Genomic DNA, 25748 nt, shown 5'->3' on the forward strand with positions numbered 1-25748 from the left:
ACGAATCCTGGCAAAACACCAGGTCAAACGGGTGAAACGGACATACGTCTGTTTGCTCGCGTTCTACCCACCGGGCGAGTGCTCGCAGTGGGCGGTTGAGGTGCGGCGCGCGTCGCGTGTCGTGCAGGGGAGGGTGGGCCGTGCTGCGGGTAAAGCATGTTCGGGGACTGGGCCGAGCGAGATCGCTCATCGTGCTGCTGGTGCTGGCGTTGTTGGCCGGCACCGTGGAAGCCGTGGTCACGGCGCCTTGGGCTGCGGCTGCGGCGTCGCCGGTCGATCCGCGTGAGGTCGGGTTGCTGCCGTCGGCCTCGCCGGCGCCAGTGGCGCCCCAGGCGCCGTCGAAGGCGGATTTCTCCGCTCAGTCCCGGTTGGACGGGGGTGCGGGCTCGCATTTCGACCCGCAGCGGTCGAGGCCGGTGTCGCGGTCGACGTACATGACCGAGTACGTCAACGTCGATGGCACGCATTCGGTGCGGCAGTCGAGCCAGCCGATGAACGTGCAGGATGCGGCCGGGAACTGGCAGCCGGTCCAGACCACGTTGGAGACCGATCCGTCGACCAAGCGCGCCGAGGCGGACCACCATCCGTTGAGCCCCTCGCTGGCGACCAAGGCCAACGACGCGGCAGTGCTGCAGGTCGAATCGGGCGGGCACACCGCGGGCCTGGCGCTGGACCAGGCGGCGCCGGCGGCCGCTGCGGTGAAGGGTGATTCGGTCACCTACCCCGAGGTCGCCGCGGGCACGGACCTGGACTACGAGATCACCCCGGGTGCGGTCAAGGAGTCCATCAAGCTCAAGCGACCCCCGGCCGATGGGCGTTCGTCGTGGAAGTTCAAGCTCACCACCGGTGATCTGACGCCGAAGCTGGAAGGCAACGGCTCGGTCACTCTGGCCGACAAGAGCGGTGCGGCGAAGTTCGTGCTGCCGCCGATCGAGACCTGGGACTCCGCCGGCGGCGGGGTGACGGCGCCGGCGATGACCGGCGGCACCTACACTCTCGACAAGTCCGGCAAGGACTGGTGGCTGACGGTCGCGGTCGACGCGAACTGGCTGCGTGACCCCAAGCGCGTGTACCCGGTGTTCGTGGACCCGACGGTGACGTTCGGCGTCCAGTTCTCCTTCGCCTACCGCTCGGACGGCACCACCTGCACCAACTGCGGGCTGCGGATCGGCAACAGCCAGGCCAACGGGGACACCTACAACCGGTCGGTGGCGCACTTCGACTACTCGCCGCTGTGGGGCAAGACCGTGGTCGGCGCGAGTGTGGACGTCACCCGCAACACCAGCGTCGTCGGCTCGGTTAAGACCTGGAACGCCAACCTGTACCACGCCCTGGACAACAACTACAACGCTGTCGGACCGTTCCTGGCCAGTGCCCTGGTCGGCGACGTGGGTTCGTTCTCCAGCCAGGCGTTCACCGATTTCCTGCGGACCCGGGTCAACGCCCGTGACAGCAACGTCTCGTTCATGCTGATCGGTGCCGAGAACCCGGGCACCTGGACCTACAAGAACCTCAACGCCACCCTCACAGTGGACACCGGTTCCCCGGCCCCGGCCACCACGCTGGTGGGGCCGGCGGACGGGACGGTGTCGACGTCGGTGACGCCGACGTTGTCGGTGGCGCCGGTGACGGACCCGGACGGTGATGCGGTGAAGTACTGCTTCCGGATCGCCACCGGCGCCGACGGCAAGTCGGGTGTCGTGGTCGAGTCCGGGTGCCTGACCACTCCGACGTGGACGGTGCCGGCGGGGGTTCTGCAGGACGGTGTCGCCTACACGTGGCAGGCGATGACCTACAGCGGCGCCACCACGATCACCCCGACCTGGATCGGGCATCTGAAGATCGACCAGCGGATCGGTGACCACGGCCCGTCGCCGGTGGACACTGCGGGGCCGGTCAGTGTCAACCTGGCCAACGGGAACGTCTCCACCGCCGAGCAGACACCGTCGTTCACCACGGTCGGTGGCAATGCCGGGCTGAGCTTCACCTACAACTCGCAGCAGGTGGAGAACAAGGGTCTCAAGGCGTCCTACTTCGTCGACCTGTCCCACAACGGGATCATCAACGATGCGCAGCAGCCGGTGCTGGTGCGGCCGGAGCCGCAGGTCAACGTGGACTGGGGCACCGACTCGCCGTTCGCGCCGGCGTTGCCCGCGGACTGGTTCGTCGCCCGCTGGGAGGGGTTCTTCCAGGCTCCGGTGACCGGGACCTACCAGTTCGCCGGGGTGCACGACGACGGCGGCACGGTGTGGATCAACGGCGCCAAGGTCTACGAGGTCAACACCGCCAGCGACCTGAACTGGACCCAATCCACGAACGTGTCGCTGACCGCGGGCCAGCGGGTGCCGATCAAGGTGGAAAACGCCGAGGCGATGGGCGCGGCGAAGATGCGGTTGTTCGTCCGCACCACCGACAACACCACCGTCGCTCCGCAGATCGTTCCCGCCGACTGGCTCTACACCTCCGACCTCCCGGTTCTGCCGCAGGGCTGGGCGCTGTCGGCCGACTTGGACGGCGATGGGGCGAGCTACACCGAGGCCAAGGTCACCGACCAGAACATCGTGCTGACCGACGCGTCGGGCGCCAAGCACACCTGGACCAAGAAGAGCGCCGGCGGCTACACCGCACCGGACAACGAGGACGGCACGATCGCCCTCGACACCGCCGGCAAGGTCACCCTCAACGAGGGCGGCGCGATCTACGTCTTCCGCGCCGATGGCAAGCTGGAAACCCAGACCAGCGTGCTCGACGGCCGCAAGCCGGCGACGTTGCAGTACCTCTACGACGGGACGCCGTCGCGGCTGCGGGAGATCAAGGACCCGGTCTCGCAGCGCTCGCACGTGCTGCACTACAACCGCCCGGGCGATGACTGCTACGGCGGTGTCACCCCGCCGCCCGGCGCCGCGGGGTTGCCGCCGTCGCAAATGCTGTGCCGGATCACCTACTGGGACGGCACCGAAACTCGCCTCTGGTATTTCGGAACCGGAACACTCAATCTAGGGCGCATCGAGGACCCGGGCTCGGAAATCACCGACTACGGCTACAACGCCCAGGGCCTGCTCGGCGCCACGCGCAACAGCCTGGCCAACGACTGGATCGCCGCCGACCCCGCCAACCGTCAGGCCAACGCAGGCGACCTGATCACGTCAGTCGGTTACGACACCGCGGTCAAGCCGAAGGTCACCGGTATCACCTCGCCCCCACCCGCCGTCGGTCAGCCGCATCCGGGCCGGGCGTATCGCTATGATCCGGCCAACCACCAGACCTTCGTCGATGTCCTCGGCCTCAACCCGGCCACCGGGTTCTTCTCCAAGGTCACCTACGACGACGCCGACCGTGCCCTGTCGACCACCGACGCGACCGGCCGCACCACCAGCGAGACCTGGAACGTCAAGGACCAGCAGCTGACCTCGACCGACCCGGCCGGGCGGGTGTCGACCACGGTCTACGACTACGCCGACCGGCCCACCGATACCTACGGGCCGGCGCCGGCGGCCTGTTTCACCGGCCAGAACCCGACCGCGGCTTGCGCGGCCACCGTCCCGCACAGCCACACCGGCTACGACGAAGGCATCAACGGTCTGTCCGCGTCCTGGTACGACAACCTCACGCTGACTGGTGCGCCGAAGGCCTACACCACCGGCATCGGGACCACCGACGGCACGCTCAAGAGCGCGTGGGAGTACAGCAACGACGTCACCCCGGGTATCTCGAGCGACGGGTTCTCGCTGCGGCTGACCGGCGAGATCGCGTTCCCCGCCGCCGGGAACTACACGCTGCGCGCCAACGTCGACGACGGCATCCGCATGTGGATCGACGACCAGCTCGTCATGGACTACTGGCAGATCAGCAACGCCACCGAACGCCAAGCCGTCGTCCACAGCGACACACCCGGCCAGGTCAAGAAAATCCGCATCGACTACTACGACAACGGCGGCTACGCCAAACTCGACCTCAACTGGACCACCCCCACCGGCACCCAGGAACTCGTTCCCGGCACCCAGCTTCGCCCGCGCTACGGAATGACCACTTCCACAACGACATCCGAGTCGAACGGTATTCCCGATAAGGTCTCCGCAGTGAAGTATGGGGAGAACGGCCTCGACCCCATCTTTGGGCGGACAACCAGTACCACAGCCAACCCCTCAGGCCTGAACCTGACGGGTCGCGCAGGATACGAAACCCCCGGAAGCGGTTACCTGCGCCGAACAAGCAAAACGATGCCTACCGGCGCCCAGTACAACTACGTCTACTACGGCGACACGGAGACTCGCGCCAACCCCTGCGTGCCAGGAAGCCTGCTGATCAACCAGGGCGGCATGACGAAGCTGACCACCTCACCCACCCCTGCGGCCGGCGGTGCACGGACTGACGAACAGGTCTACGACGCCTCCGGACGCGTGGTCGCCAAAGCGACATCGGGCGACTGGATCTGCACCAGCTACGACAATCGTGACCGACTCTCTCAGATTGCCTACCCGGCGAACCCGACGGTCGGCGCCCGTACGGTGTCCTACAACTACGCCGTCGGCGGCGACCCGCTGACCACCTCGGTCACCGACTATGCCGGAACAGTGACCTCGAAGACCGACCTGCTCGGCCGTGTCGTGTCTTATACCGATGTCCACGGCACCACGACCGCCACGACCTATAATCAGGTCGGACGACCCACCCAGCAGGTGCTGACCCCAGCCAACAGCGCCGATCCGGTGCAGACCACGATCGATACCTACGATGACGCCGGGCGGATCTTGTCCACTACGCTCGGTACCACGACGTTGGCCACCGCGAACTACAACGCAAACGGCGAACTCGCTAGTGTGACTTACGGCAACGGATCTTCGCTCGCGAGCGTCGACCGCGATGACGCCGGCCGGCTGACCGGGCTGACCTGGAAGACGTCCGATTCGGCAACGACTGCGGTCTCGGTGAGGCGCACTCGTGCCGGCACCATCTTCGATGAAACCCTGCCGGGCGATGTCGGTAATCCGTCTGGCTCGGACTATTCCTACGACGCCGTGGGCCGGCTCACCGACGCCTGGGTTCGTGGGCATCACTTCAGCTACGACTTCACCTCGAGCGCTGCCGCGTCCTGCCCCGCCGGTGCTGTCGCGGCGGCCGGTGCGAACAGCAACCGGATGAGGATGAACGACACCGTCGGCGCCTCCACCACAACCACCGGCTACTGCTACGACAGTGCCGACCGGCTGCTGGCTACCACTGGGTCAGCGCCGATTAACGGCATCGTCTACGACAGCCACGGCAACACCACCCAGCTCAGCCAAGGTGCCACCACAACCAATCTCGGCTTCGACTCCGCCGACCGGCACCTGACCGCCTCCACCACCAGCCCGGATCCGGCCCAGGTGGCGACGATCGGCTACACCCGCGACGCCACCAACCGGCTGGTGCGCCGTGACGCCAACGCTGGGGACCAGCAGACCACCGTGCTCTACGGCTACACCGGAGGCGGTGACTCCGCTGCAGTCACTTACGGCGGAGACAAGCGACTGCTCACCCGCAGCGTGTCGCTGCCCGGTGGGGTGCTGATGACGCTGTCCTACCCCGGCGGGACGGCCAGCGCCGAGTATGACCACCCCACCGTCCGCGGTGATATCTTGCTGACCACCGACGCCGCCGGCAAACAGGCCGGCCAAACGTTCGCTTACGACCCGTTTGGCCAGCCGCTGCGCACCGACGGAACCCCGGATGCCAACGCCGTCCCGGCCAACCAGCCCGGCAAACTGGACTACGGCTGGCTCGGCGAGCACCAACGTCCCTACGAACACGCGGGTGCCTTGTCCCTCGTCGAAATGGGCGCCCGCCCCTACAGTCCTATCCTTGGCCGATTCCTCGCCGTCGACCCTGTCGAAGGTGGCAACGCCAACGACTACATCTATCCCCAGGACCCCATCAACCAGAAAGACCTCAACGGCGCGTGCTTCTGGGATGCATGCATCGCCGAAGGAATCGGCGCCTTCGAGTTGGGTGCCGCCATCGTCGCGGGTGCCGGTGCGCTGTGGATAGCAATGCATCCCCCGCACATCAGCATCCCGATGCCGCATTTCGGCGGCGGCGCCGGAAACAGCCCGGCCGCGCGGGCGGGTACGTTCGAAGACGAAGCAGCGGAGCTCAGGCGACTGGCTGCGCGTATACCCCGCGTCACCCCCCATATTCCGATCAAGGTGTGGCACCGTGAGTACAGTGACCACGCGCACCGTAGGATGCGTGATCGAGGAATTTCTGAAGACATGGTCGAAAACGCCATCAAGAGTGGCAGGCGGACGAAGAGTAGGGACAATACTTACAAACACCGTGGACGACGCATTTGGGTTGTCACTGACCGCAGGTCTGGTCGGGTTGTGTCGTTAGGTTGGAACTAGAGGAATTGGGTTACATTGTCAATCGAAAGCGTCTATGATGCCGAAGTCGATGCACTGTATATTCGCCTGAAGGAACAAATTTCTCCAGGTGAAGCGGTGAGGCAAGTTTCGGTCAAGGGAACGCCTGGGGATAGCGAGGTAATTCTCGACTATGACGTGAATGGCATTCTTCTTGGTATTGAAATACTAGGCGCCTCAGGCGGGGTGCCGTTGTCAATCCTGGGCGGGAAAGAAAAGTAAATTTGATCTGCTGCTGGAAAGAAGGGGTGCGGCGTCTATTGGATAGTCGGGTAGGCGTCGCGGCCGGCGAGGGAACGCCGCGACCGAGCGAGAGGTCGGGGACGTGGTTACCAGCGGATTGCGCTGACCCGGCCGGCGAACAGGTCTCCGAACGAACCAAGCCGGGGAGGACTTTTATGGTGGTTCGCGCCCTTTTCGTGGTGCCCGCGTTGCTGGCGGGCGTGCTGCTGGGCACGGCACCCGCCCAGGGAAGCACACCGGCACACCCCGAATCCGACTTCATGGGTTCGATGGCGCATCGTGTCGAAGGGCACAGCGTGGCCCGCAGCGCTGCCCGCGCCACCGGCGCCGCGGCAGCCGGGTACGCGCCGGGCATGGACGTCAGCCACTGGCAGAACTCGGTGGACTGGACCACTGCCGCCCGCAACGGCGCGACCTTCGCTTACATGAAGGCCACCGAGGGCACCACCTACGTCGACCCGCAGTTTGCCGCCAACTACACCGGTTCGGCGAACGCCGGGCTCATGCGCGGCGCCTACCACTTCGCGCTGCCGGACACCTCCTCCGGTGTCGCGCAGGCCACCTACTTCCTCGGCCAGGGCGGCGGCTGGGTCGCCGACGGGCACACCCTGCCGCCGGTGCTGGACATCGAGTACAACCCCTACGGCACTGCCGACTGGCCCGGCTGGTGCTACGGCCTCACCCCAGCGCAGATGACCGCGTGGATCACCGACTTCACCACCACGATCCACGACCGCACCAACCGGTGGCCGGCGATCTACACGACCAACGGCTGGTGGACGAACTGCACCGGCGGCGACACCGGCACCGCCACCACCAGTCCTCTGTGGATCGAGCACAACGGCACCGACCCCGGCACCATCCCCGGCGGCTGGAACGCGTTCACCTTCTGGCAGTACGCCGACTCCGGCGTCTTCCCCGGCGACCAGGACTACTTCAACGGCACGGCCGACCAGGTCCGGGCGGCAGCGCTGGGCAGCGGACCGGACAAGATCGCCGAGCACTACGCCGCGCTGGGCGGACCCGCGTCCTACCTCGGCACCCCGGTCGGTGGCGAAACCCCGGTCGCGGGCGGCTGGGAGCAGAAGTACACCGGCGGCGTCATCGACTACGCCCCGAACACCGGCGCGTGGGCGGTGCACGCCGACCTCTTGACCGCCTATCAGCGGCTCGGCGGCCCCGGCGGCGCGCTCGGGTTCCCGGTGAGCGACGAGACCGCCACGTCGGACGGCGTCGGCCGCTACAACGACTTCGTCGTCGGGTCGATTTACACCTCACCGAGCACCGGCGCGCACAGCGTGCAGGGCGAGATCCGGAAGAAATGGCGGGCACTCGGCGCGGAGAAACGCCTGGGCTATCCGACCACCGACGAGACCGCCACCCCCGACGGCGCCGCACGGTACAACCACTTCAGCATGGCCGCGTCGATCTACTGGACCCCGGGCACGGGGGCGCACAACGTCCAGGGTGAGATCCGCAAGAAGTGGGCGGCGCTCGACTGGGAACGCGGTCTCGGCTACCCCATCACCGACGAGTCGAGCACTCCCGACGGCGTCGCCCGCTACAACCACTTCACGGCCAACTCGTCCATCTACTACACGGTCAACACCGGCGCTCACAGCGTCCAAGGCGAGATCCGCAAGAAGTGGGCGGCGCTCGACTGGGAACGCGGTCTCGGCTACCCCACCACCGACGAATCGGGTACCCCCGACGGCGTGGGCCGCTACAACCACTTCACGAACTCCGCATCGATCTACTGGACCCCCGGCACGGGAGCGTGGTCGATCCGCGGGGCAATCCGTGACAAGTGGGCCTCACTCGGCTGGGAATACAGCGCGCTCGGCTACGTCACCAGCGACGAGTACGCCGTGTCCGTCGGCCGGCGCAACACCTTCCAGCACGGCGGCATCACCTACAACATCACCACCGGCGCCACCCAAGTCACCTACAGCTGACGGTTCCGAACCTGCGTCAGATAATAGATGTAGATTCAACCTGGGATATTGGCCAAATTCCCGATTTGCCGGCCGATTCGGGATCCTCAACCTAGTCTTCTTTCCCCATGCGTCCCTGCGACCTGGGGATGCGGCCAGATCCGGCGGAGTCGCTGGCCGCGGTCGCCTGGGCCGCGGCCAGCGGCAGCTTGTCGCGGACCTTCAGCCGGGAAACGCGTGCCTGCGCCTGTCCGACGCGCCACTGCCGACGTGCCTTGGATGGATCGAGTGCCGTGAAGGGGCGGCGAGCGCTAGTCCGGTAAAATTGTTGTCACTGAGCCGAAGCGGTACAGCCGCGGCGGCTCCAGCCTGGCGTTGCGACACCAGCCCAGCAGATCGTCTTTGGTCAGAAAAGGATGGTGCATCAGCGGGTACTCGACCCGCCACGGCCGCCACCCAGCAGTGATCGCCGGAGCCCGGCGCTGCTCGCCGGGCTCAAGCCCGACGTAGAGGACGGTGTCGGCGGGCTCGGTGTGCTCGGTCAGCCACCGCCGACAGGGCTTCTGCTTGAGCAGCTGCGAGCACGGAGCAATCCGGGCGTTGCCGAGATAGCTGCGCTGCACGAACAGCTCGAATGGTGTCCGGCCGTCGCAGACCCGGGTGATCGGGATCCCCAGCCGTATGGAGGCATCGGCATTGAACCGGTAGAGATCGGTGTCCTCGATTGTCGTGTCGGCGAACAGCAGGGTGATCGAGTCGTCGGGATGATCCCGGCGGACGAGTTCGGTGGCGGCCCAGGAGCCGATGCCGCCAGACCACTGGATCACGTGGTGCATCACAGGACCTCCTGCAAGGAAAGGGCCGCGGCGCCCCGGAGCGGTGCCACGACGCCCGGGACACCGCGGACCAGCTGAATGTCAGGGACCTCGGCTACCAGCGCGTCGCGCCGACCCGGCCGGCGATCTCGTCCAGCTCGTGCTCGACGACGTCGGCGCTGGCGTGCTGCTGGAACAGCAGCCCGACGGTGGATGCGCCCGGCGCGCCGTGGGCGTGCACCAGAGCACAGGCGGTGAGGTGGTGGTCGCCGCGGCGCACGGCGCTGGCGGCGATCAACGTCGCCAGCCGAGCCCGAGTGTTGTGATCGGTGCTGCCGCGGTAGAGGGCCAGCCACAGTTGCTCCATTCGCTGCGGGTCGAGATCGGCCGGCGGCAGCAACAAGGGTCCGTAAACGGCGTTGTCGGCCAGCGCGGTCGTGACCGCCAACGCCGCGACGTCGTCGATGAACTCGCCGCTGCCGGCCCGGATGGTGGCGTGGGCGACGATCCGGTTGGCCTCGTCGCTGCGACGCACCAGAAACGGCACAACCCGGCGGGCGAATCGGCTGAGGCCGGCCGGCAGGGTTTCGCCGGGCTCGGCGAAGGGCAGGCCCCAGGTCGGCGTAGGGGCGTCCCCGCCGAGCTGGACGGGCCCGGCGAAGTCCAGTTCGGGACGTGGCGCGATGGCGGTGCCGAGGTGGGTAGGGCGGCGGTAGTCGCGCCACGGGGCGCCGGGACGGGTGTGCGGGGCCCAGTAGCGGCCGAGGACGGTGTGCCCGGCGAGGCGCAGGTCGGCCTCGAGCGCGGCGATCGCGGCCCGCAGCGGAAGCGACTCTCGGGCGCGGTCCTCGGCGACCACGACGACGACCAGGTCCGTGTCGCGATCGGCCGGGAGTGCGGCCTGCACATGCCCGGCGATCTCGCGGGTGGTCATGCCGCGGACCCGGGTCACCGGGAACGCCGCGCCGGTCGGGGCGGTGAGGCGCCCTGGGCTGGTGCGTGGGTGGGATGGCAGGACGGTGACGTGCAGGGTGTCGGCGCAGGTGTCGGGAAGGGATCCGATCAGTTCACCTGGGGTCAGGTAGGTGGTCACGGTCGGCGCTCCTCGGATCGGCCTCTGCGGCCGTGTGGGCCGGGGGAGGCGGTGGCGGCCCACGCAGGTGTGAGCCGCCACCGCCCGGGCGCGCGTCCCGGCGGCGGCCTGTGACAGCCGCCCGGTCGGCAGGTCCGTGTCAGGTCGGGGCCGCCGCCGGAGCGTGCGCTAGCGTCGGCCGGCCTCAGCTGCAGGGACGGCCGTCTCCGGTTCCGTGTCCGCGTCCTCGCCTTCCTCGATGACGGCGACGACGTCATCGACGGAGGTGACCAGGCGGGCGGTGCCGTCCTGGATCAGCTGGTGACACCCTGCCGATGTCACCGAGGACACGGGACCCGGCACGGCGAGGACGGGCCGACCGAGCTTGTCGGCCAGGCGCGCGGTGTGCCGGGCGCCGCTGCGCCGCCCGGCCTCGACCACCAGGGTCGCGGTGGTGAGGGCGGCGACGAGCCTGTTGCGGTCGAGGAACCGGTGGCGCGCCAGCGGGGTGCCGGGCGGGTATTCGCTGACGACCGCGCCGCCGGAGCGGACGATCCGGTCCAGCAGACCGACGTGCCCCGCCGGGTAGCCGACATCGACAGCGCAGCCCAGCACCGCGACGGTCACGCCGTCGGCCGCGAGCGCGCCTCCGTGCGCAGCGCCGTCGATGCCGTAAGCGGCACCGGAGAACACCGGCACCCGCCGGGAGGCCAGCCCGTAGGCGAACTCGGCGGCATGGTGTTCGCCGTACTCAGTGGCGGCCCGGGAGCCCACGATCGCGATCGAGGGAGCGGCCGCCAGCTCGTCCAGCCGTACGTCGCCCTGAACCCACAGACCCACAGGGGGCCCGCCATAAGTGTCGCCGCTGGGGGCCAGAGTGCTGAGCCCGGCGAAGGCGACGGCCGGCCACTCGTCATCCTCGGGGACCACGAACCGGCCACCGAGACTGGCTACGGTCTGCAGACTGGTATCGGCGAGCTGCCAGCGCACGTGGCGACGCGACTCGGCGAGGACGTCGGCCGGTGCGGAGCACTCGGCGATGTGGTGGGCGGCATCGACGGGCCCGACGTCGGCGATGTAGCGCGCGAGGACCGGGGTGGTGGGTCCGGCGGCGTGCTGGAGGAACGCGCGGGCGCGCCGCGCGTCGGTGGAAATGGACATGAGCACTCCTTCAAGCGAGGTACGGGGCTGGTGGTTGCGGTCAGGTCAGGTCGCGGCGGGGAATTCGCGCACGCGGATCTCGTGGCATCGGCGTTCGACGACGGTGCCGACCGGCCACACAGCCGCCAGCCGCAGCAGCTCCGTTGCGCCGTTGCCGACCTCGGCGCGCAGCTCGGGAGTATCCGCACATCCCATGGCCACGAAGGCGGCGTGGAAGCGGGCGACGAATTCGACTGCGGTCATGTCGGATTCGACGATCTCGGCGGTCGTGGTGGTCTGACGGCTGGTGATGCCGACGAAGCTGCGCGCGCAGCCGCAGTACGGGTGGTCCGGGTCCTCGTGCGACAGGCTGTCCAGGTCGACGATCTCGGTCTCCGGGATGCTGGTGGAGTCGTTGTCCCGTTCGACTTGGGTGCGGTGGGTGGAGACGAAGTACTTCAACACGGACTCCTCCTGAGTGGACACGCCCGGGATGGGCGGTGGACGCGGCCTTCGCCTGCGGACCCCGCGGGCCCGGGGCAAGCCGGCCGCAGGCCGGCGGGGGTGTCCCTCGTGGACTGTGGGCTTGCCCCGGGTCGCGGGTCTGCTGTACTGAGCTGCAGCCACGCCCAGCCGGTGCTGGCAGGGGGAGGACGTCGTCGGGAGCTGCTGTTCGCGCACGCTCTGCCACCCAAAGTTATTCCCAGAAAATCCGCCACAGTTGTGGCGAATTACTGGTTTGTGGGGCACTCTGGTTTCAGAAGGTGATCCACGGTGGTCCACAGGGAGCGGCCACAATGGACCCTTCTGGGGATCCGGTCCGCTTCACCCCCAGCGGTAGAAGGGTTCCCGGCTCGGGAGAGGGCACTGGGGAGGGCGCCTCTCCCGAGTCAAACTTTCCGTGTCCGACGTCGCCTGGCCGGCTTTACCAGTGGCCACGCCTCAGGCTGAGGTGATGGGACGGCCTGTATCGACGGCCGGGTTTCATTGCGCACGTTGATGAGCCGTTGCCACCAGGCTCGAATGAGCCTTTTGTTCAGGCGGCCGTGAGCGCGCCCTGTAAGACGGGAGCCTTTCCATGACCGCGAGTCTCTTGTGTACGAAGCGAAATTCGGCGTCGCTGCTGACATTCGGAGCGCTCGCGAGTGCGACGATGGCGGCCGCGGAGCCGATTTAGGAAGCGGAACTCTGGCCCACCGTCGACGTGGTGTCCGCTCAACCGGTCGTCGGCACGGTCGGCGAGGGCGAGGCCAACGCGGCATTCAGGCGGTGGCGCCGACGGCACCACCACCTGGTCCATGCCTACCTCGTCGATCGTCCGGTCAATGGCGGCCGCGACCGCGCAAAGCTGGATCGCGATCATCGTGACTGCGGACGGGTGCGCGCATCGGGTCGTGGCCCGCTGACGGCGCCGGTGCTGGGCACGTCCGGCTACGGCGCTGAGTTTTGGCGGCCCTATTCGGTCGGGCCGAGGAACAGGCAGGTGAGAGGGCGGCGCGTTACGCTGTCAGGTTGTTGACGGTGAGGGCGGCGACCTTTTTCGCGGCGCCGCACGGGTCGTGCTGCCACGGACCGGCTTCGGATTCGTTGGCGGTGGCGGCGTTGATGTAGACAAGGGTGATGTCGTCAGCGGCGAGTGCGAGGGTGCAGCCGAGCGGGCCTTCGGCTTGCTTGCTGGGGACGTTCTGCTCGATGGTGAGGATGACTGCGGGGTAGATGGTTTCGACGGTGATCGGCTCCCAGTGGTTGCCGGTGTCGTGGCCCAAGGCATGCTCTTGATACAGGATGCGCAGGCTGTCACCTCGGTTCGAGGTGCTGACGCTGGCGACGGCGCCGAACGTGGTGACGCATCGGTTCCCGTCGCGGCGGCGTTCACCGCCGGAGAAGCCGATGGCGGTGAGCTGTTCGACGGTGACGGCGGCGCACGGATCGGCGCGGAACCGCCCGGCCCCGCTCATTCCGATCCCGGGGATCGGGGGGACTGCCACCGACGGCTCTGCCGGAGCCGGTGTCCGACCGGGCGCGCAGCCGGCACCCAGCCCGAGATTCAGCACGGCGACGACAACGCAGAAAGTCCGGCGACCTGTCATGAGTGAGTAGCTCCGGGCTTGACCCGCCAGCGGCCCGGGTCGTCGATGACTTCGTTGCTGTCCCCGACGTCGGGGAGCCTGGTGAAGGTGGCTTCGATCGTGGTCAGCTGGATGCGGTTGCCGAGCAGTTTGCCGATGTTGGTCATCAGCCCGCCGAGCAAGGTCAGGCAGTCGTTCCAGAATGTCGCGAACGCGGAGTTGATCGCGTCGGCGATGTCTTTGAACCCGATGATGGCCAGCGGCGGCAGCGCAGCCGATTCCACAATGGCGATGCCGATCTTCCCTCCGAGCTGGGTGAGGTTGATCGCGCACTTGCCGATGGCCATGAGCAGGTTCTTGTAGGTGTCGATGATCGTTTCGGCAACCGCGGACATGGTGCTGGTCAGGGTGACCATCGAGCTCTGGTTCTGGCCCAGGGCGGTCACGGCCTTGCCGGCGTAGGCGTTGAACTGGTCGGCGGCGTCGCCGTGCCAGGCTTTCGCCAGGGTCAGCTGGGCGGCGTTGAGCTGCTCAGCCGCTTTGGTCAGGGCCGTTTCGGTGGCGAAGGTGTCGGCGAGGTTCAGGACCTTGCCGATGTCGCCGGCGATGAAGACACGAAGCTTGTCCAGCAAGGTGCTGATGCCGTGTGCGCCGATGAAGTCGGCCCAGTATCGGATCTTCGCGTCGGCCTCGGTGGGGTAAGGCATGTCAGCCTGCGGCGGCGTGACCGGTGTCGGAGGCGCGGCCGACCATGACGGGGGAAAGACGCTCACGGGAGGCCTCCTTCGAGCTTCTTGAGCCGCTCGTACTCGGCGGCATCCTGCTGTTCGTAGTAGGAGGCAGCAGTCTGCAGAGCGTGGGCCAGCTGGTGCAGTGCTTCTGCGTTCTGGCTCGAGATCCCGCGGATGGTCTCGATGGCCCGGTTGTACTGCTCGACCGTCCCTGCGCCGTTTCTGTTGGGCATGATCGTCGTCAGTGTCCCGGGTAGCCCGAGATCGAACTCGCCGAGCAGTGTCCCGGCCAGGTCCTGCTGCGCGAATGTGGTGACGAGCTCGGCGGCGGTGGTGACGTCGTCGGCGGCTTTGCGCAGGGATTCGGGGTAGACGCGGTAGCCGCGGCCGGTGATGTCGCCTGCGTCGAAGGTCATGCCAGCCCCGTCTGGGCCACCGCGGCGGCGATGGTGTCGGCGCGGCGGCGTTCGGCCTGGGTCTCGGCGTCCTGGATGGCGTGGAGCAGGGTGCGGGAGAGGGCGTCGGCGGTGTATTGGTGCAGCTCGGTGCCGTCGAGGGTGACGGCGGTGAGTTCGCCGGCGCCGGAGACGGTGATCGTCCCCAGATCACCTGGTAGCGACAGCTGCAGCGGCTGGTGCTCGGTCTGCTGGGCGGTCTGGGCGACCGCCGCCGTGGCGGCGTCGATCTCGCGCGCCAGGTTGTACAGCTCGTCCTGGTAGTTCACCAGCGCCCCCGGTCGTCGCTGTCGTCGTCGGTCAGGAAGTCCAGCTCGTCGAAGTTCTCCTCGACGACCTCTTCCCGCGGCCGCTGTTGGGCAGCCGTGGACATCGCCGGTGGCGGGTAGTCGGCGGCGGGCGCGGGCTGGTCCGGACGGGCCCCGGCGGGTTGGGGCTGCCATACCTGGTCTTTGTCCAGGACGGCGCGCATCTTCGCGAGAGCGGGGCCGGCGGCGGCGCGGCGGGCGGCCGACACCGCTTCCACCACGTGGGGACCCATAGCCTGCGGATGTGCTCCGCGCATCACCGCCGCGCTGATTCTCAGGTCGATCAGGCGGCCGTGCCCACTGACTAGCGCGGTCACCGCGCCGTCGCGGGACTGGCCGGTGAACCGGGCTTGCTCGAGCTCGGCGTCCAGCTCATCGGCCTGGCGTCGCATCACGTCCGCGTTGAACACCACGTCGGCATCGCCTCCCCACGCTCCCGACCGAGCACCGCTACCTGCAGCAACCACGTTCCGTCGCAGTGTAGCCAGCGCTCGAGGGCAGCGTAGCCGATCAACAGCGGTTCCGCGGCCGTTTCGCGGGTTGTGGTGAACCGGGATCACGCGCGAACGATGATTGGGGCCAACGACGCGGCAGAGCGGGAGGCGACACCGACCAGGTCGCCGGGGGAATGCGACACTGATGGCGTGTCCACCCTCCGGTGGCTGGTGCTCGCGGCCCTGCTCGGCCTCGCGGCGTGTGCCGTGCTGCTGATTCTTCTTAGCGCCGCTGGTACGCGACCAGGTGCCACGCTCACCTGCGGGAACGCTGTCGTACGGTCGGATCAGCTCATCGGGTTGAGCAACCCCGGCGGTGATGCTTCGACCGCGTCGGCTTGTCTGGACGAGCTCGGACTCTTTCAACGCTCTGCGGCGCTGCGAACGGCTGCGCGGCTATGCCGGGGCCGGCGCCGTCGCACTCGCCGTGCTGGCCGCCGGGTCCGGCTGGCTCCCCTGTCGCCGACACACCCGGGTGCCCGGGCGGTAATCGCCGCAGGACGGCTGCGACTATGTCGCCATCGCCAGCCCATGATCTATTCGGGTAAACCCCGGCGGCCGGTACTACGTCCGTCCGTGGCGAGGTCGGTCGAGGAGGACTTAACCGTTCACTCACTGCGTGGGTCAACCGGCGAGAGCGAAGCTTTGACGAGGCGCAGTATCGCAGGTGCTCATCGAAGTTGCAGCAGCTCTGACTAGCTAAACGCAAGCGGCGCCTTTCCAGTAGTCCTGGAGTGACGGGGGCAACTAAGACGGCGGTGTCATGAGGCCTCTGCTGCGCCGAGCGGCTCAGATGACTCCGCCGTCGCGGGTAGCGGCGTGTCCTCGACGGACTGCAGGTCGACCGCATGGTTGAGCAGCATGCGCGTGAGGCCCTTGTAGGCGGCGAGGGTGTCGTGGCCGGTGAGGTAGGTGCTGGCGCGATGGTGGTGCACTGCAGCCGCGAGCGTGACGTTGTGGGCACCGTAAAGGGTGAACGGGTTGATCAATCCAGGTGGGCACACGTCCGTTGGGACTACGCGCAGTGTGATGTTCGGCCGGGCGGCCATGCGAACGAGTGTGTCGAGCTGGCCGGCGCGCAGCTGAGCTGGGCAGGTGTGCAGTGCGGTGTCGCCGACGAGGAACGTGTAGCGCCGGTCGCTGTCGGCGGGGCCGTTGCGGCGTGGGGGCTCGGTGGACTGCGGGGCGTCGGCGTGGCCGGTGCCGGCAAAGGGGTGCGTGAGCAGGTGAAGATGGTATTCCGGGGTGCGCAGCAGGTAGGGGACGAGGGTGGGCGCCCACACGAAGACGTGGGTGGCCAGGTGTTCGTAGTGCGAGGCGAGGATGGTGTGGTCGCGGCCGTGGGTGTCGACGAGGGCGGGGTCGTCGATGTGGCGTGCCTGGTCCAGGATGCGCTGGATGGTGGCGCGGTCGGCGTGGTGTGCGCCGAGGAGGTGGGCGACGGCGGTGATGGGGGGGTTGCGTTTGGCGGTTTCCCAGCTGGACAGGTCTGCCGCGCGAAGGTCGAGCGTGGCGGCGAGTTGACGCAGCCCGATGTGTCGGGCGGTGCGGAGGGCGCGCAGGGCCAGGCCGACGGCGACCGCCGCGGGGGTCGGCACGGCGCACGCGCCGTAGGGGGAATCCTGGATTTTCGGGCGCATGCGGCTTCTTTCAGGGTGTGGTGTGCTCACGTGGCTCGGGATGGGCGCGATAGTGGGGTCAAAAGGGCGTTGGTGGCGGTGGCTTCCTGTCAGTCCGGGAAGCGTGTGCTGTCCGGGTGCTCGGTTGGCCTCCGTGGCCTCGCAGCTGCGGGTAATTGCGGGGGTAGGTGGTGCAGGCCGTACAGCACCCGGGCCATGACTTCGGTGTCGGGTTGAGGAAGAGGATGGGGCGGGATCTCGGCAGGACTGCCGTAGGGGTGTTGGCGGGGGAGGGGCACCGCGGGGAGGACGTCGGTGGGTTCCTTCGCGGTGGCGGGGTGAATGACCGGCAGGACTTCCGTCGGGGCGTTGGCGGCGTCGGCCTCGGCACGTTCGGCGGCGACCTTGCGCCGGATGTTCGCCACGCTGTTGGGGCTGCGTTGGATCTGCCGGTTGTGTGTGATGTCTCGGCGGATGTGCGCGGCGACCAGCAGCATTGGAGAGGCCAGGCAGGCGAGCACGACCAGGACGCCGACGTTCATTGATCTGGCGGCTCGGGTGGGTCAGTCGTGTCTGCGGGGGCCGGGGGCCCGAGTTTGTCGCCGTAGAGCTGCAGCACGTCGGCGAGTGCCACCAGCAATCCGGCCGTCTCGTGGAGTTGGTCTGGCATCGCGGTCTTGGTGCGCAGGCGCACAGCGATGGTGACGAGCTGTCGGCCGGTGATGCTGACGCGGTCCGCCAGCGTCAGCGGGCCCGTGGGTGCATCCCGGTCATCGGCGTGGGCCATCAGCACGTCCGCCAGTTCCATGAGGAGTGCGGCGAAGGCACGCTCCCGATCGGCGGGCATGGTGTCGGTGAGGAGTTCGCGGCTGACTTCCGGTACGTGCTTGGTCACGCCGGCCAGTGCCCGCACCAGTTCCGCTGTTTGCTGGTTCATGGGGTGGTTACTCCGCCGTCCGGCTGCGCATCGCGTGTACCTGTGCTCCGGTGTCGAGGGCGAGACGTTCGCGCATCGCGTCTTGCAGGAGGGTGTTCAGGGCCAGGTGTCGCAGGCTCGGCACCACGACGTGCCGGGCGTCAGTTCGCCGGAGTTCGGTGATCAGGTCTTCGAAGCCGTCGCGGGCACCGCAGTGGAACTCGAAGAAGAAGCGGACGAAGTGCAGGCCGAGGTCGTGCGCGTATCGGATGACGGCCTGCTCGAGGCTGTATACCTTGCGGTCGGGCAGGCCGTCCGGGACGCGCATGTAGCCGTAGGCCAGGGGAGCGACCGGGCTTCCCGTGGAGTTCGCGCGCTGGGGCAGCAGGGTTGCGGTCGGCATCAGAAGCCGTCCCGCAGGCGTGCGGCCTGGCAGACTTTGGCGCACGGCCACGGCGTTCGGCACATGGCGCAGCCACTGTCCTTGGTCGACGGCCGGTGTACGACAAGGTAGACGTGCAGTAAGGCGTACATCTGCAGGGGCTTGACGCCGAAGTCTGCAGGTCGGCGCACAGATTGCAGGACGGGGTGGGACACCGGTATCGCCTCGTCTGTTGTTCGAAATTGTCTTTCGGCATCTCGTCGACGGAGACATTCGACGGCGAACAAGAACTTGTCCCGGTCTGAAGTCTTTCGTGGCTTCGGTGATGAATCCAAGGCTGAACCGGCCGCCGCGCGAGTCATGCGGTCACCTCGCCCGCTTCGAGGAGGGCCGCAAGCCGGTCGCGGATCGCCGTCGCTGACTGCTCCGGCGGGTGAGTACTGCAGTCCAGCCGCAGGACCTCGAAGCCCGCCTCGATCAGGGCGTCGGCTGCATGGCGGTAGTACGTGACCTCCGCCTGGCTACCGCCGGGCGTCAGCTGGAAGCGGTTGTGCGGTCCGCGTTCGCTCAGCCGCTCGGAAATCACCGTGGGGTCTGCTTCGAGGATGACCGCCAGGTCTGGTCGTTCGACTTTCTCGTTGAGCAGCCACAGGAAGGCCGGGTCGACGCCGTCGAACCGCTGGACGACCAGCCCGGAGGCCACGTAGCGGTCAGAGATGACGATGTCGCCATCTCGGACGCGAGGTCGGATCTCGGTCTCGACGTGGTGGTAGCGGTCAGCGGTGTAGAGGCAGGCCAACGCATGTCCCGTCACCGTCGGCGTCAGCTCGGAGGCCAGCCGTCCGATCGCGCTGGTGGACGGTTCGGCCGTGACGTGCACGTGTTCACCGCTCGCTACCAGCATTTGGGCCAGGTGGCGCACGATCGTGGTCTTGCCGGCCCCGCCCGGTCCGTCGACGCTGACGAACAGGCCGTGCTGACGGTCAGAAGAGCGCCGGGATGTCATCCTGGCTCCCTTCCGTTGGGGGATCGCGCAGTTCTTCGAGCGCCCGCCGACCCGCCAGGTGGATGAACAGCCTGGCTGTCACCGTCGCGTCGTAAGTCGCACGGTGCGGCGTGAAGTCCGGCGGCAGGTCGTCCGCCAGGTCGAAGGCGTCGACCAGCGCGCCGAGCTTGTAGCTGGGCTGTCCCGGTGCCAGTCGGCGGGCGAACTTGAGCGTGTCGAAGACCTCGGGGCAGGCCCAGTCGTCGAGCTTGCGCTGCAGCACACCGACATCGATGTGAGCGTTGTGCGCGATCAGCGCATCGGCGTCGAGCGCCTTCAATACCTCTGCCGCGATATCCGCGAAGGTCGGTGCTTTCTCGACCTGCTCGTTGCGGATGCCGTGGATGCGGCAGGCGAAAGGCGTGATCGGCTGGTCCGGCTTCACCAGCCAGCTCGACGGCTCACCGACCACGCCGGCCACGATAGGCACCGCGGCCAGTTCCACCAGGTCGGGCGGCTGCTGGCCGTTGCCTTCGACATCGACGACGACGTAGCTGAGGCTTGTCCAGTCCGTCATGAGCTGGCCTTGTCCTTCCATCCGATGTCCGCGCGGCCATGTCGGCGTGCGTGGTGCGGGTGGCCTGCGTCGTGGACCTGGAAGCCGAGCGCGTGCTGCAGGAAGTAGCGCGGTTGCTCCACGGCCAGGCCGGTCACGACGGCGGCCCGCTCGGTGATGTCTACGACCCGGAGGCGGTCAGCCTCGGGCAGCACGCGGGCAACTTGGTGTATGCCTTCGCGCGTCGGCACGCGATGGGCGCCGGCGCACACCTCGAGCTGGCTCAAGGGGCAGATGTCGCACAGCTCGCGGATGCCGTAGTGACCGTTGTAATCCGGCAACCCGTGGGCATAGCTGACCGCGCACGACGTCTTGCGAAACAGCACCGACGAGTTCGAGAACGCATCGAGGACGCGCCGCTCCAGCGTCTCCGGAACGATCTTGCGCCGCGCCGTGTCCTCGTAGGGCTCAGGTATGGCGTTGGCTTTGTAGTACGCGGCGATCTGGTCGCGGTAGAATAGGCCAGTGAAGACCGTAGCGTCGGCGTGCTGGCTCAGTTCGTAGGCGGCGGCCAGGTGTTCGTCCGTGTCGTTGAGGCCTGGCACCAGCGGCCGCCAGTACAGCACCGTGCGGTATTTCCGCAGCTGCGGTGCGCTCATTAGCTTGAGGGAATCGGCCGCGACCTGCGACGGGTACGGCTCGATCTTCGAGTTGTCGATGCCGGAGTAGGTGAATAGCAGCGTCACCTTCACGTGCCGCAGCCGGTTCAGCCGGTCGATGTCGTCGGGCTTCATCTGGTGCCGGCTGATGATGAGGACGTGGTTGGTCAGGGCGCGGGCGTCGAGGTCTTCGAGTACGGCGAAGGTGTGCGGGCGGACCTTCGGCAGGAACGGCTCGGTTGCCCGGTTGAACAGCTGGATCGGCGTGACGTGCGGCTGGAAGTACCGGTGGTTGACCAGCTCCTTGACGGCCGCCGCGTCCGTCATCAGGGCGCGCGGCTGGTTCTCGTCCCACAGGCCGTAGGTGTGGCGGATGCAATAGGCGCACCCGAGCGGGCAGCCCTGAATGTGGTTGAGGCTCAAGCCGCTCTTGCGGTACTCCACCACCTCCCGGGCGCGTGCGGGTAAGCGGGCGATGTGATCGGCGTCGAGCAAGGGCACCGGTGTTATCACTGGCTCTTCTCCCAGGTCAGCGAATGGCGTTCCTGGAGAGTAAGCACGCGGCTACCCAACCGGACAGCAAGTTGCTCACTATTGCTCGCAACCGCGAAACTAGTCGACGATCGACGCAACCCGCCGCTACGCCGAGGGCAGTTGCTGCGCAAGGTCGTCGATGACGCGCGTGACGATGGCGCGAGCCGACCGGCCGTAGCTGGCTACCGCGGCCAGTGAGTCGAAGATCGTGCTGTACAGACTCGTCTCCTGGGGCTGGGCGAGGTTCAGCTCCGCCGAGAACGTTTCGACCATGACCCGCTCGTCGTCGAGCAGCCAGAAGCCATGCGCAGGCGCGACCACGTAGGCCGTTTCGAAGCCGATGATGCCGAGCTTGACGTTGGGCAGGGACGTCATTGCGACTAGCCGGTCGAGCTGGCCGAGCATGATTTCGGGCGGGCAGAGCCGGTAGCGCAGCGCGGCCTCGGTAAGCACGAAGTGGAACCGCTTCTCCGGCCGGTACAGCACGTCTTGGCGTTGCATCCGCGCTCGCACCGCTTCGTCAATGTCGTTGCGCACCTTGAAGACGGTGATGCTCTGGGCGAAGCGCGACCGGGCGTACTCGCCAGTCTGCAGTAAACCGGGAATGTAGGTGGACTCGAACACCCGGAACAGGCGGGTCCGGGCGTTGATCTCGGCGATCTCGTTCTGATGCGGCTTCAAGCCCGTCCGAAGCTGCCGCTGCCATTCCGCATGCTGCACCTCCAGCGTGTGCAGGGAGGCGAGGAGGTCGGCTCGCTCCGGTTCGCTGCCGGTCGCCTCGGTCCACGCCACAATGTCGTCGTCGCTGGGAGTCTGTTTGCCGTTCTCAATCTTGGAGACTTTGGAGGCTTGCCATGACAACGACTCCGCGAGCTGCCTGCCGGTCAGGTCGGCCCGTTGGCGCAGCTCACGGAGTCGGGTGCCGAGTGCGATGCGTGCCTCGTGAACGTTCGACACGCCCGATGCCCTATTTTGCGGCAAAATTATCCCGTCGCACTGCCTTGTGCCAAGCAGCATCACGCCAGTAGTTGTGGTTCACGATGACGCTCGGATCATCGATGACCTCGGCGCCGAGGAAGTTCTCCTCGTCATCGAACAGCATCTTGACCAGCTTGCGCGAGTCGAACAGCCAGAAGTCGTAGTCGGGCAACTCGCCGGCCTGGTCTCGGGTGAGGTAGCGAATGTCTTCACCCGCCGCGTTGGTGTACTCCGAGCAGAAGATGCCGAAGCGGCTGTAGTCGGTCAGCGGCGTGCTCACCACCCGGACACGGCTGAACCGGCGACCTTCCTGGGTGGCCTCCCTGATCATCGAGAGCCAGTTCGAGAACCAGCCCATGTCGATTGGCTCGCCAGCAACGAACTGACGCAGGGCCTCGGCCTCGTTGGCCGACTTGTACTGGTCCCTGGTCTCCAGGCGGAACGCCGTGTGCTCGAACGTGCGGAAGAGCTGGCCGAACTCCGGGCCGGGCTTGATGAGCTTGGTCAGCTGCCCTCACCCTCCTGCAGGTAGCGCCGGGCATAGAACTTCAGCACATCCTCCGGGATCTCGATCAAGGCCTCGTGGTCCGGCACCGGGCCGACGTCAGCCAGCACCTGAGGATCGGTCACCTTCCAGCCCTGCGCGATGTAGGTGATGCGGTCGGTTCGGTCAGTGGCGAATAAGGTCGGCGACTGGCCTTCCTGCGAGTCGGGGTCTTTACCGAGGAACCTGGCGCGCATGCTGTCTCCTTGCGAGCAACTTACTGGATGTTGCTTTGGTTGCACCCATCGTGACGGAGGTCGGCGCATCCGTCAACGGAAGGCGACGGGCATCAGGTGCGCTACGACTCAGCCGTCGCACGGCGGTGCTCGGCGAGACGGCTCGGCGCAACACCGATACCTACCGCGGACACACGCTTGCCGGTTAGGTCGCCGCCGACCGGTATCACCACCTCGAGCAGGAGGTGCGGCCGCACCTCGCCGCGAGGGCTCACCAGATCCAGCTGCGCCCCCGGATCGGCATCGCCGAAGCGCGGCCCGCCGACACCCTTGACGATCTGCTCCGCCGCACCCGCCGCACCCGCCGCGCCCTGCACGACGGCGCCGACGTCCGCGCCCCCTGGATTCACGCCGACCCCCACACCCCGTTATCGGGCGAGGACGACCATCACCGCGTCGAGCTGCTTGCCGAGCTGACCAGCGCGCTCGACACCGGCGCCCTGGAACTGGACTACCACCCCATCCGCACTCCGGCCGGGGCGTTCGCCGCTGTCCGGCCCCACCCGTACTGGACCGGCCCCACCGGAGTTCGCCGCGACCTGGATGCCATCACCGATTTGGCCGACCACACCGGTCTGCTCGCCGCCGCCCTTCCGCACATCCTGACCACCGCCGCCAGCTGGCCCGTCGGCCCTATCCCCGGGCCGGCGATCCTGCTCAGCCTGCCGGGCAGCACCGTCCACGACGACGTGCTGCTCGACACCCTCACGGCGCGGGCGGCCGACAGCGGCCTCGCCCCCGGACAGCTGCAGCTGGCCATCCCCGCTCACGCCCTCACCGGGCAACCCACGGTGCTGCGGCGGCTGCGGGAACTCCCGGCCGGCCACAACGGCATCCACTTGGCGCTCACCGACGTCCTGGACGACCACGTCCCCATCCAGGCGTTCACCACCGTGCCGTGGACGACGATCAGCATCAACGCGGCCACGGTCACCGCCCTCACCAGCACCCCTGCCGGCGCCACGCCCCTGGTCGCCGCACTGGCCACCATCCACGCCTTCGGAGCCAGCACGCTGACCGACGACACCCCACAACACGCCCGCGGTTTCGATCTCTTCCAAGAACCAACGGCCGTCTCCGCGGCAGGAATACACACCCGCATCGGCGAGAGTCGCATGCGTTAGGGGGCTACGCACTCCCGCAGGTACTGGGCGGGGCCGGTGGTGAGCCAGCGGGGAAGTTCGCCGAATTCACGGCGGTCGCCGAAGCGTGGACCGCCCGTGGCGGGGCCGGTGGGCGGGTTATCGGGAAGCTCGATCATGTCGACGGAGTGTCGGTCGAGGAGTGACTCCAGCTGAGGGCGGCGTGCCAGGCGGTGAGCAGTGCCTCGTCGTCTGCGTACGTCGGTACCGGCCCGAGCGGAATCCACGTCTGCTCGACCACGGCGCCGTCGTCGATGTACTGGATGGTGATGCCTGGAAAGCGAAGCTCCTCGCGGGGTGCGGTTGGCGACGACCGAGACGGTGCGGACGTCGTGGCGTAAGCGCACGTGCCTGACGGCCATCAATCACCTCCCTGAGGTTCAACGTGAATATCGCGGGGCGCTCGTGGCCTGTCACACGATGAACCACGCAACACCTCAATCGGGTGAACCCAGTCGAAGCGATGAAACGACGAACCGGCTACGGGACACCCGGCAGTCGCCGCAGACACACCGGTCAGCGGCGGCTAAGAACAAGCCCCGGCGTAGTCGGTTGCTGCCGGGCGTAGCACTCGATCAGGTGGCGTTCCGGGATTTAGTGCATGCGTGAACTGCAGGTGGGGACACTCGCCTGGACGGAAGCAAGGGGGGTGATCGTGTGGGCGTTTTGCTGGAACCGACTCCGGAGATGGGGACCTGGTCGGTGGAGGTGTTCACCAGTAGTGCAAGTTTTCGCTGTAGCGCGCCGGCTGACTGCGTCGATGGCAGTGGCGTCGAGGCCCCACAGCCGGGACTTATCGCGGATGCCGAACTGCCGCCGCTCGAGCCTGGCGGGCGCCGCGCAGTGTTCGAGGTGCCGGCTCGCGAACTGCGGCCGGTGATTGCGGCGATGGACCAGGTGATGGCTGAGCCGCTGTACTTCGACCACGTTCAGCACGGAGACCTCGACCTCGGGCGCTGGACTGAACCGGTCTTGGAAGGCAGTTGGCTCCGCGTGCCCGGGCCGGTCTTGGAGTCGGCGGTTCGCGTCGGCTACCGCTCGATCGAGGTGAGCTACAACCACGTCGCCGAGCTGCGCCATCACCTCGTGGACTTCCTCAACCGCAGATGCTCGGACGACGTCATGTAGCAGCGTGCCAGCTATCGCCTCTCAAGGATCGACAACTCCGGTGGCAGTGCGCGCCGTAGCGGCATTCGCTGCGAGAGCCCGCGGGCGAGCCGGTGAGCGGCGATCGACCCTCGGAAATCGGCCGACGGTGTCACGTCCGGCCAGCGTAGCGAAGGCCCCGGGGGTTCTCAGGCCCAGGCGGCGCAGCAGGCCGACCAGTCGCCGCGATTGTCGCCGGACAGGCCCAGTTCGGTGATCGGCAGCGGCGCGGGGACGCGTGCCACTCTGCCCGGCAACTGAGGTTTCAACCCCGCGAACCGGGGTGTGTCCTGCGGGTTGCGCCCTCCCCGGCGCTGGGGCTCCGCCGGTCGAAAACACGGCCGGCGGAGCCCTCTTCTCCTCCGCAGTTCCGTCGGCACCTATGTCTA

The 25748-nt window shown here is 67.5% G+C and carries 24 protein-coding genes; 5 read left to right on the forward strand and 19 right to left on the reverse strand.

The genetic code is table 11. The features are described from left to right. Positions 1–191 precede the first annotated feature (191 nt). The 3 genes from AB0J55_RS00160 to AB0J55_RS00170 all read left to right on the forward strand — a co-directional run bounded on the left by AB0J55_RS00160 (position 192) and on the right by AB0J55_RS00170 (position 8599). On the forward strand, positions 192–6383 hold the full coding sequence (locus AB0J55_RS00160; protein WP_364240496.1) for a PA14 domain-containing protein: 6192 nt from the start codon (positions 192–194) through the stop codon (positions 6381–6383). Between the two features lie 15 nt (positions 6384–6398). Beyond that, entirely contained in the window at positions 6399–6623 is a 225-nt protein-coding gene (locus AB0J55_RS00165; RefSeq protein WP_364240499.1) for a DUF2283 domain-containing protein, read from the forward strand. A gap of 176 nt (positions 6624–6799) precedes the next feature. Further along, positions 6800–8599 (forward strand): GH25 family lysozyme, encoded by a 1800-nt coding sequence (locus AB0J55_RS00170; protein WP_364240502.1) that lies wholly within the window; start codon positions 6800–6802, stop codon positions 8597–8599. A 290-nt stretch (positions 8600–8889) separates the two neighbouring features. On the opposite strand, the gene AB0J55_RS00175 is transcribed toward AB0J55_RS00170, so the two are convergent. The 19 genes from AB0J55_RS00175 to AB0J55_RS00265 all read right to left on the reverse strand — a co-directional run bounded on the left by AB0J55_RS00175 (position 8890) and on the right by AB0J55_RS00265 (position 23032). Further along, on the reverse strand, positions 8890–9414 hold the full coding sequence (locus tag AB0J55_RS00175) for a hypothetical protein (protein ID WP_364240505.1): 525 nt from the start codon (positions 9412–9414) through the stop codon (positions 8890–8892). 94 nt (positions 9415–9508) lie between these two features. Beyond that, complete coding sequence (locus AB0J55_RS00180) at positions 9509–10486, reverse strand: DUF4192 family protein (protein WP_364240508.1); 978 nt, start codon at positions 10484–10486, stop codon at positions 9509–9511. Between the two features lie 168 nt (positions 10487–10654). Beyond that, the gene (gene dprA, locus AB0J55_RS00185; protein ID WP_364240511.1) at positions 10655–11626 is read right to left on the reverse strand and encodes a DNA-processing protein DprA; all 972 of its coding nucleotides are present in this window, start codon (positions 11624–11626) and stop codon (positions 10655–10657) included. Between the two features lie 45 nt (positions 11627–11671). After that, positions 11672–12070, reverse strand: coding sequence for a hypothetical protein (locus tag AB0J55_RS00190; RefSeq protein WP_364240514.1), 399 nt, complete (start codon positions 12068–12070; stop codon positions 11672–11674). A gap of 1034 nt (positions 12071–13104) precedes the next feature. Then, positions 13105–13695, reverse strand: coding sequence for a DUF3558 family protein (locus AB0J55_RS00195; RefSeq protein ID WP_364240516.1), 591 nt, complete (start codon positions 13693–13695; stop codon positions 13105–13107). Next, positions 13692–14447: a hypothetical protein gene (locus AB0J55_RS00200; RefSeq protein WP_364240518.1), complete on the reverse strand. Its 756-nt coding sequence runs from the start codon at positions 14445–14447 to the stop codon at positions 13692–13694. The genes AB0J55_RS00195 and AB0J55_RS00200 overlap by 4 nt, the downstream gene beginning before the upstream one ends. Next, positions 14444–14821: a hypothetical protein gene (locus AB0J55_RS00205; protein ID WP_364240521.1), complete on the reverse strand. Its 378-nt coding sequence runs from the start codon at positions 14819–14821 to the stop codon at positions 14444–14446. The genes AB0J55_RS00200 and AB0J55_RS00205 overlap by 4 nt, the downstream gene beginning before the upstream one ends. Further along, complete coding sequence (locus AB0J55_RS00210; RefSeq protein ID WP_364240524.1) at positions 14818–15129, reverse strand: YbaB/EbfC family nucleoid-associated protein; 312 nt, start codon at positions 15127–15129, stop codon at positions 14818–14820. The genes AB0J55_RS00205 and AB0J55_RS00210 overlap by 4 nt, the downstream gene beginning before the upstream one ends. Then, the gene (locus tag AB0J55_RS00215) at positions 15126–15581 is read right to left on the reverse strand and encodes a YbaB/EbfC family nucleoid-associated protein (protein ID WP_364240526.1); all 456 of its coding nucleotides are present in this window, start codon (positions 15579–15581) and stop codon (positions 15126–15128) included. The genes AB0J55_RS00210 and AB0J55_RS00215 overlap by 4 nt, the downstream gene beginning before the upstream one ends. 842 nt (positions 15582–16423) lie before the next feature. Next, a complete protein-coding gene (locus tag AB0J55_RS00220; protein WP_364240528.1) occupies positions 16424–17302 on the reverse strand; it encodes a Scr1 family TA system antitoxin-like transcriptional regulator in 879 nt (292 codons plus the stop codon). An 89-nt stretch (positions 17303–17391) separates the two neighbouring features. After that, complete coding sequence (locus tag AB0J55_RS00225; RefSeq protein WP_364240531.1) at positions 17392–17823, reverse strand: hypothetical protein; 432 nt, start codon at positions 17821–17823, stop codon at positions 17392–17394. Then, on the reverse strand, positions 17820–18218 hold the full coding sequence (locus AB0J55_RS00230) for a hypothetical protein (protein ID WP_364240533.1): 399 nt from the start codon (positions 18216–18218) through the stop codon (positions 17820–17822). Before AB0J55_RS00230 ends, AB0J55_RS00225 begins: the two co-directional genes overlap by 4 nt. Positions 18219–18225: 7 nt before the next feature. Then, complete coding sequence (locus tag AB0J55_RS00235; protein ID WP_364240535.1) at positions 18226–18600, reverse strand: hypothetical protein; 375 nt, start codon at positions 18598–18600, stop codon at positions 18226–18228. Between the two features lie 337 nt (positions 18601–18937). Next, on the reverse strand, positions 18938–19585 hold the full coding sequence (gene tmk / locus AB0J55_RS00240) for a dTMP kinase (protein ID WP_364240538.1): 648 nt from the start codon (positions 19583–19585) through the stop codon (positions 18938–18940). Then, positions 19563–20141 (reverse strand): exonuclease domain-containing protein, encoded by a 579-nt coding sequence (locus AB0J55_RS00245; protein ID WP_364240540.1) that lies wholly within the window; start codon positions 20139–20141, stop codon positions 19563–19565. The genes tmk and AB0J55_RS00245 overlap by 23 nt, the downstream gene beginning before the upstream one ends. Beyond that, a complete protein-coding gene (locus AB0J55_RS00250) occupies positions 20138–21280 on the reverse strand; it encodes a radical SAM protein (RefSeq protein ID WP_364240542.1) in 1143 nt (380 codons plus the stop codon). The genes AB0J55_RS00245 and AB0J55_RS00250 overlap by 4 nt, the downstream gene beginning before the upstream one ends. Positions 21281–21418: 138 nt before the next feature. Continuing rightward, positions 21419–22270 (reverse strand): helix-turn-helix transcriptional regulator, encoded by an 852-nt coding sequence (locus tag AB0J55_RS00255; RefSeq protein WP_364240545.1) that lies wholly within the window; start codon positions 22268–22270, stop codon positions 21419–21421. A 10-nt stretch (positions 22271–22280) separates the two neighbouring features. Next, positions 22281–22799, reverse strand: a complete 519-nt coding sequence (locus AB0J55_RS00260; protein WP_364243345.1) for a DUF6879 family protein — start codon at positions 22797–22799, stop codon at positions 22281–22283. Continuing rightward, a complete protein-coding gene (locus AB0J55_RS00265) occupies positions 22796–23032 on the reverse strand; it encodes a hypothetical protein (protein ID WP_364240547.1) in 237 nt (78 codons plus the stop codon). Before AB0J55_RS00265 ends, AB0J55_RS00260 begins: the two co-directional genes overlap by 4 nt. Positions 23033–23256: 224 nt before the next feature. Between AB0J55_RS00265 and AB0J55_RS00270 the strand changes: the two genes are divergently transcribed. Both AB0J55_RS00270 and AB0J55_RS00275 read left to right on the forward strand, forming a co-directional pair. Then, positions 23257–24195, forward strand: a complete 939-nt coding sequence (locus AB0J55_RS00270; RefSeq protein ID WP_364240550.1) for an EAL domain-containing protein — start codon at positions 23257–23259, stop codon at positions 24193–24195. Positions 24196–24870: 675 nt separating this feature from the next. Next, complete coding sequence (locus AB0J55_RS00275; protein WP_364240552.1) at positions 24871–25341, forward strand: hypothetical protein; 471 nt, start codon at positions 24871–24873, stop codon at positions 25339–25341. Positions 25342–25748: the final 407 nt, after the last annotated feature.

This window comes from Amycolatopsis sp. NPDC049688, assembly GCF_040674975.1.
GTDB lineage: Bacteria > Actinomycetota > Actinomycetes > Mycobacteriales > Pseudonocardiaceae > Amycolatopsis.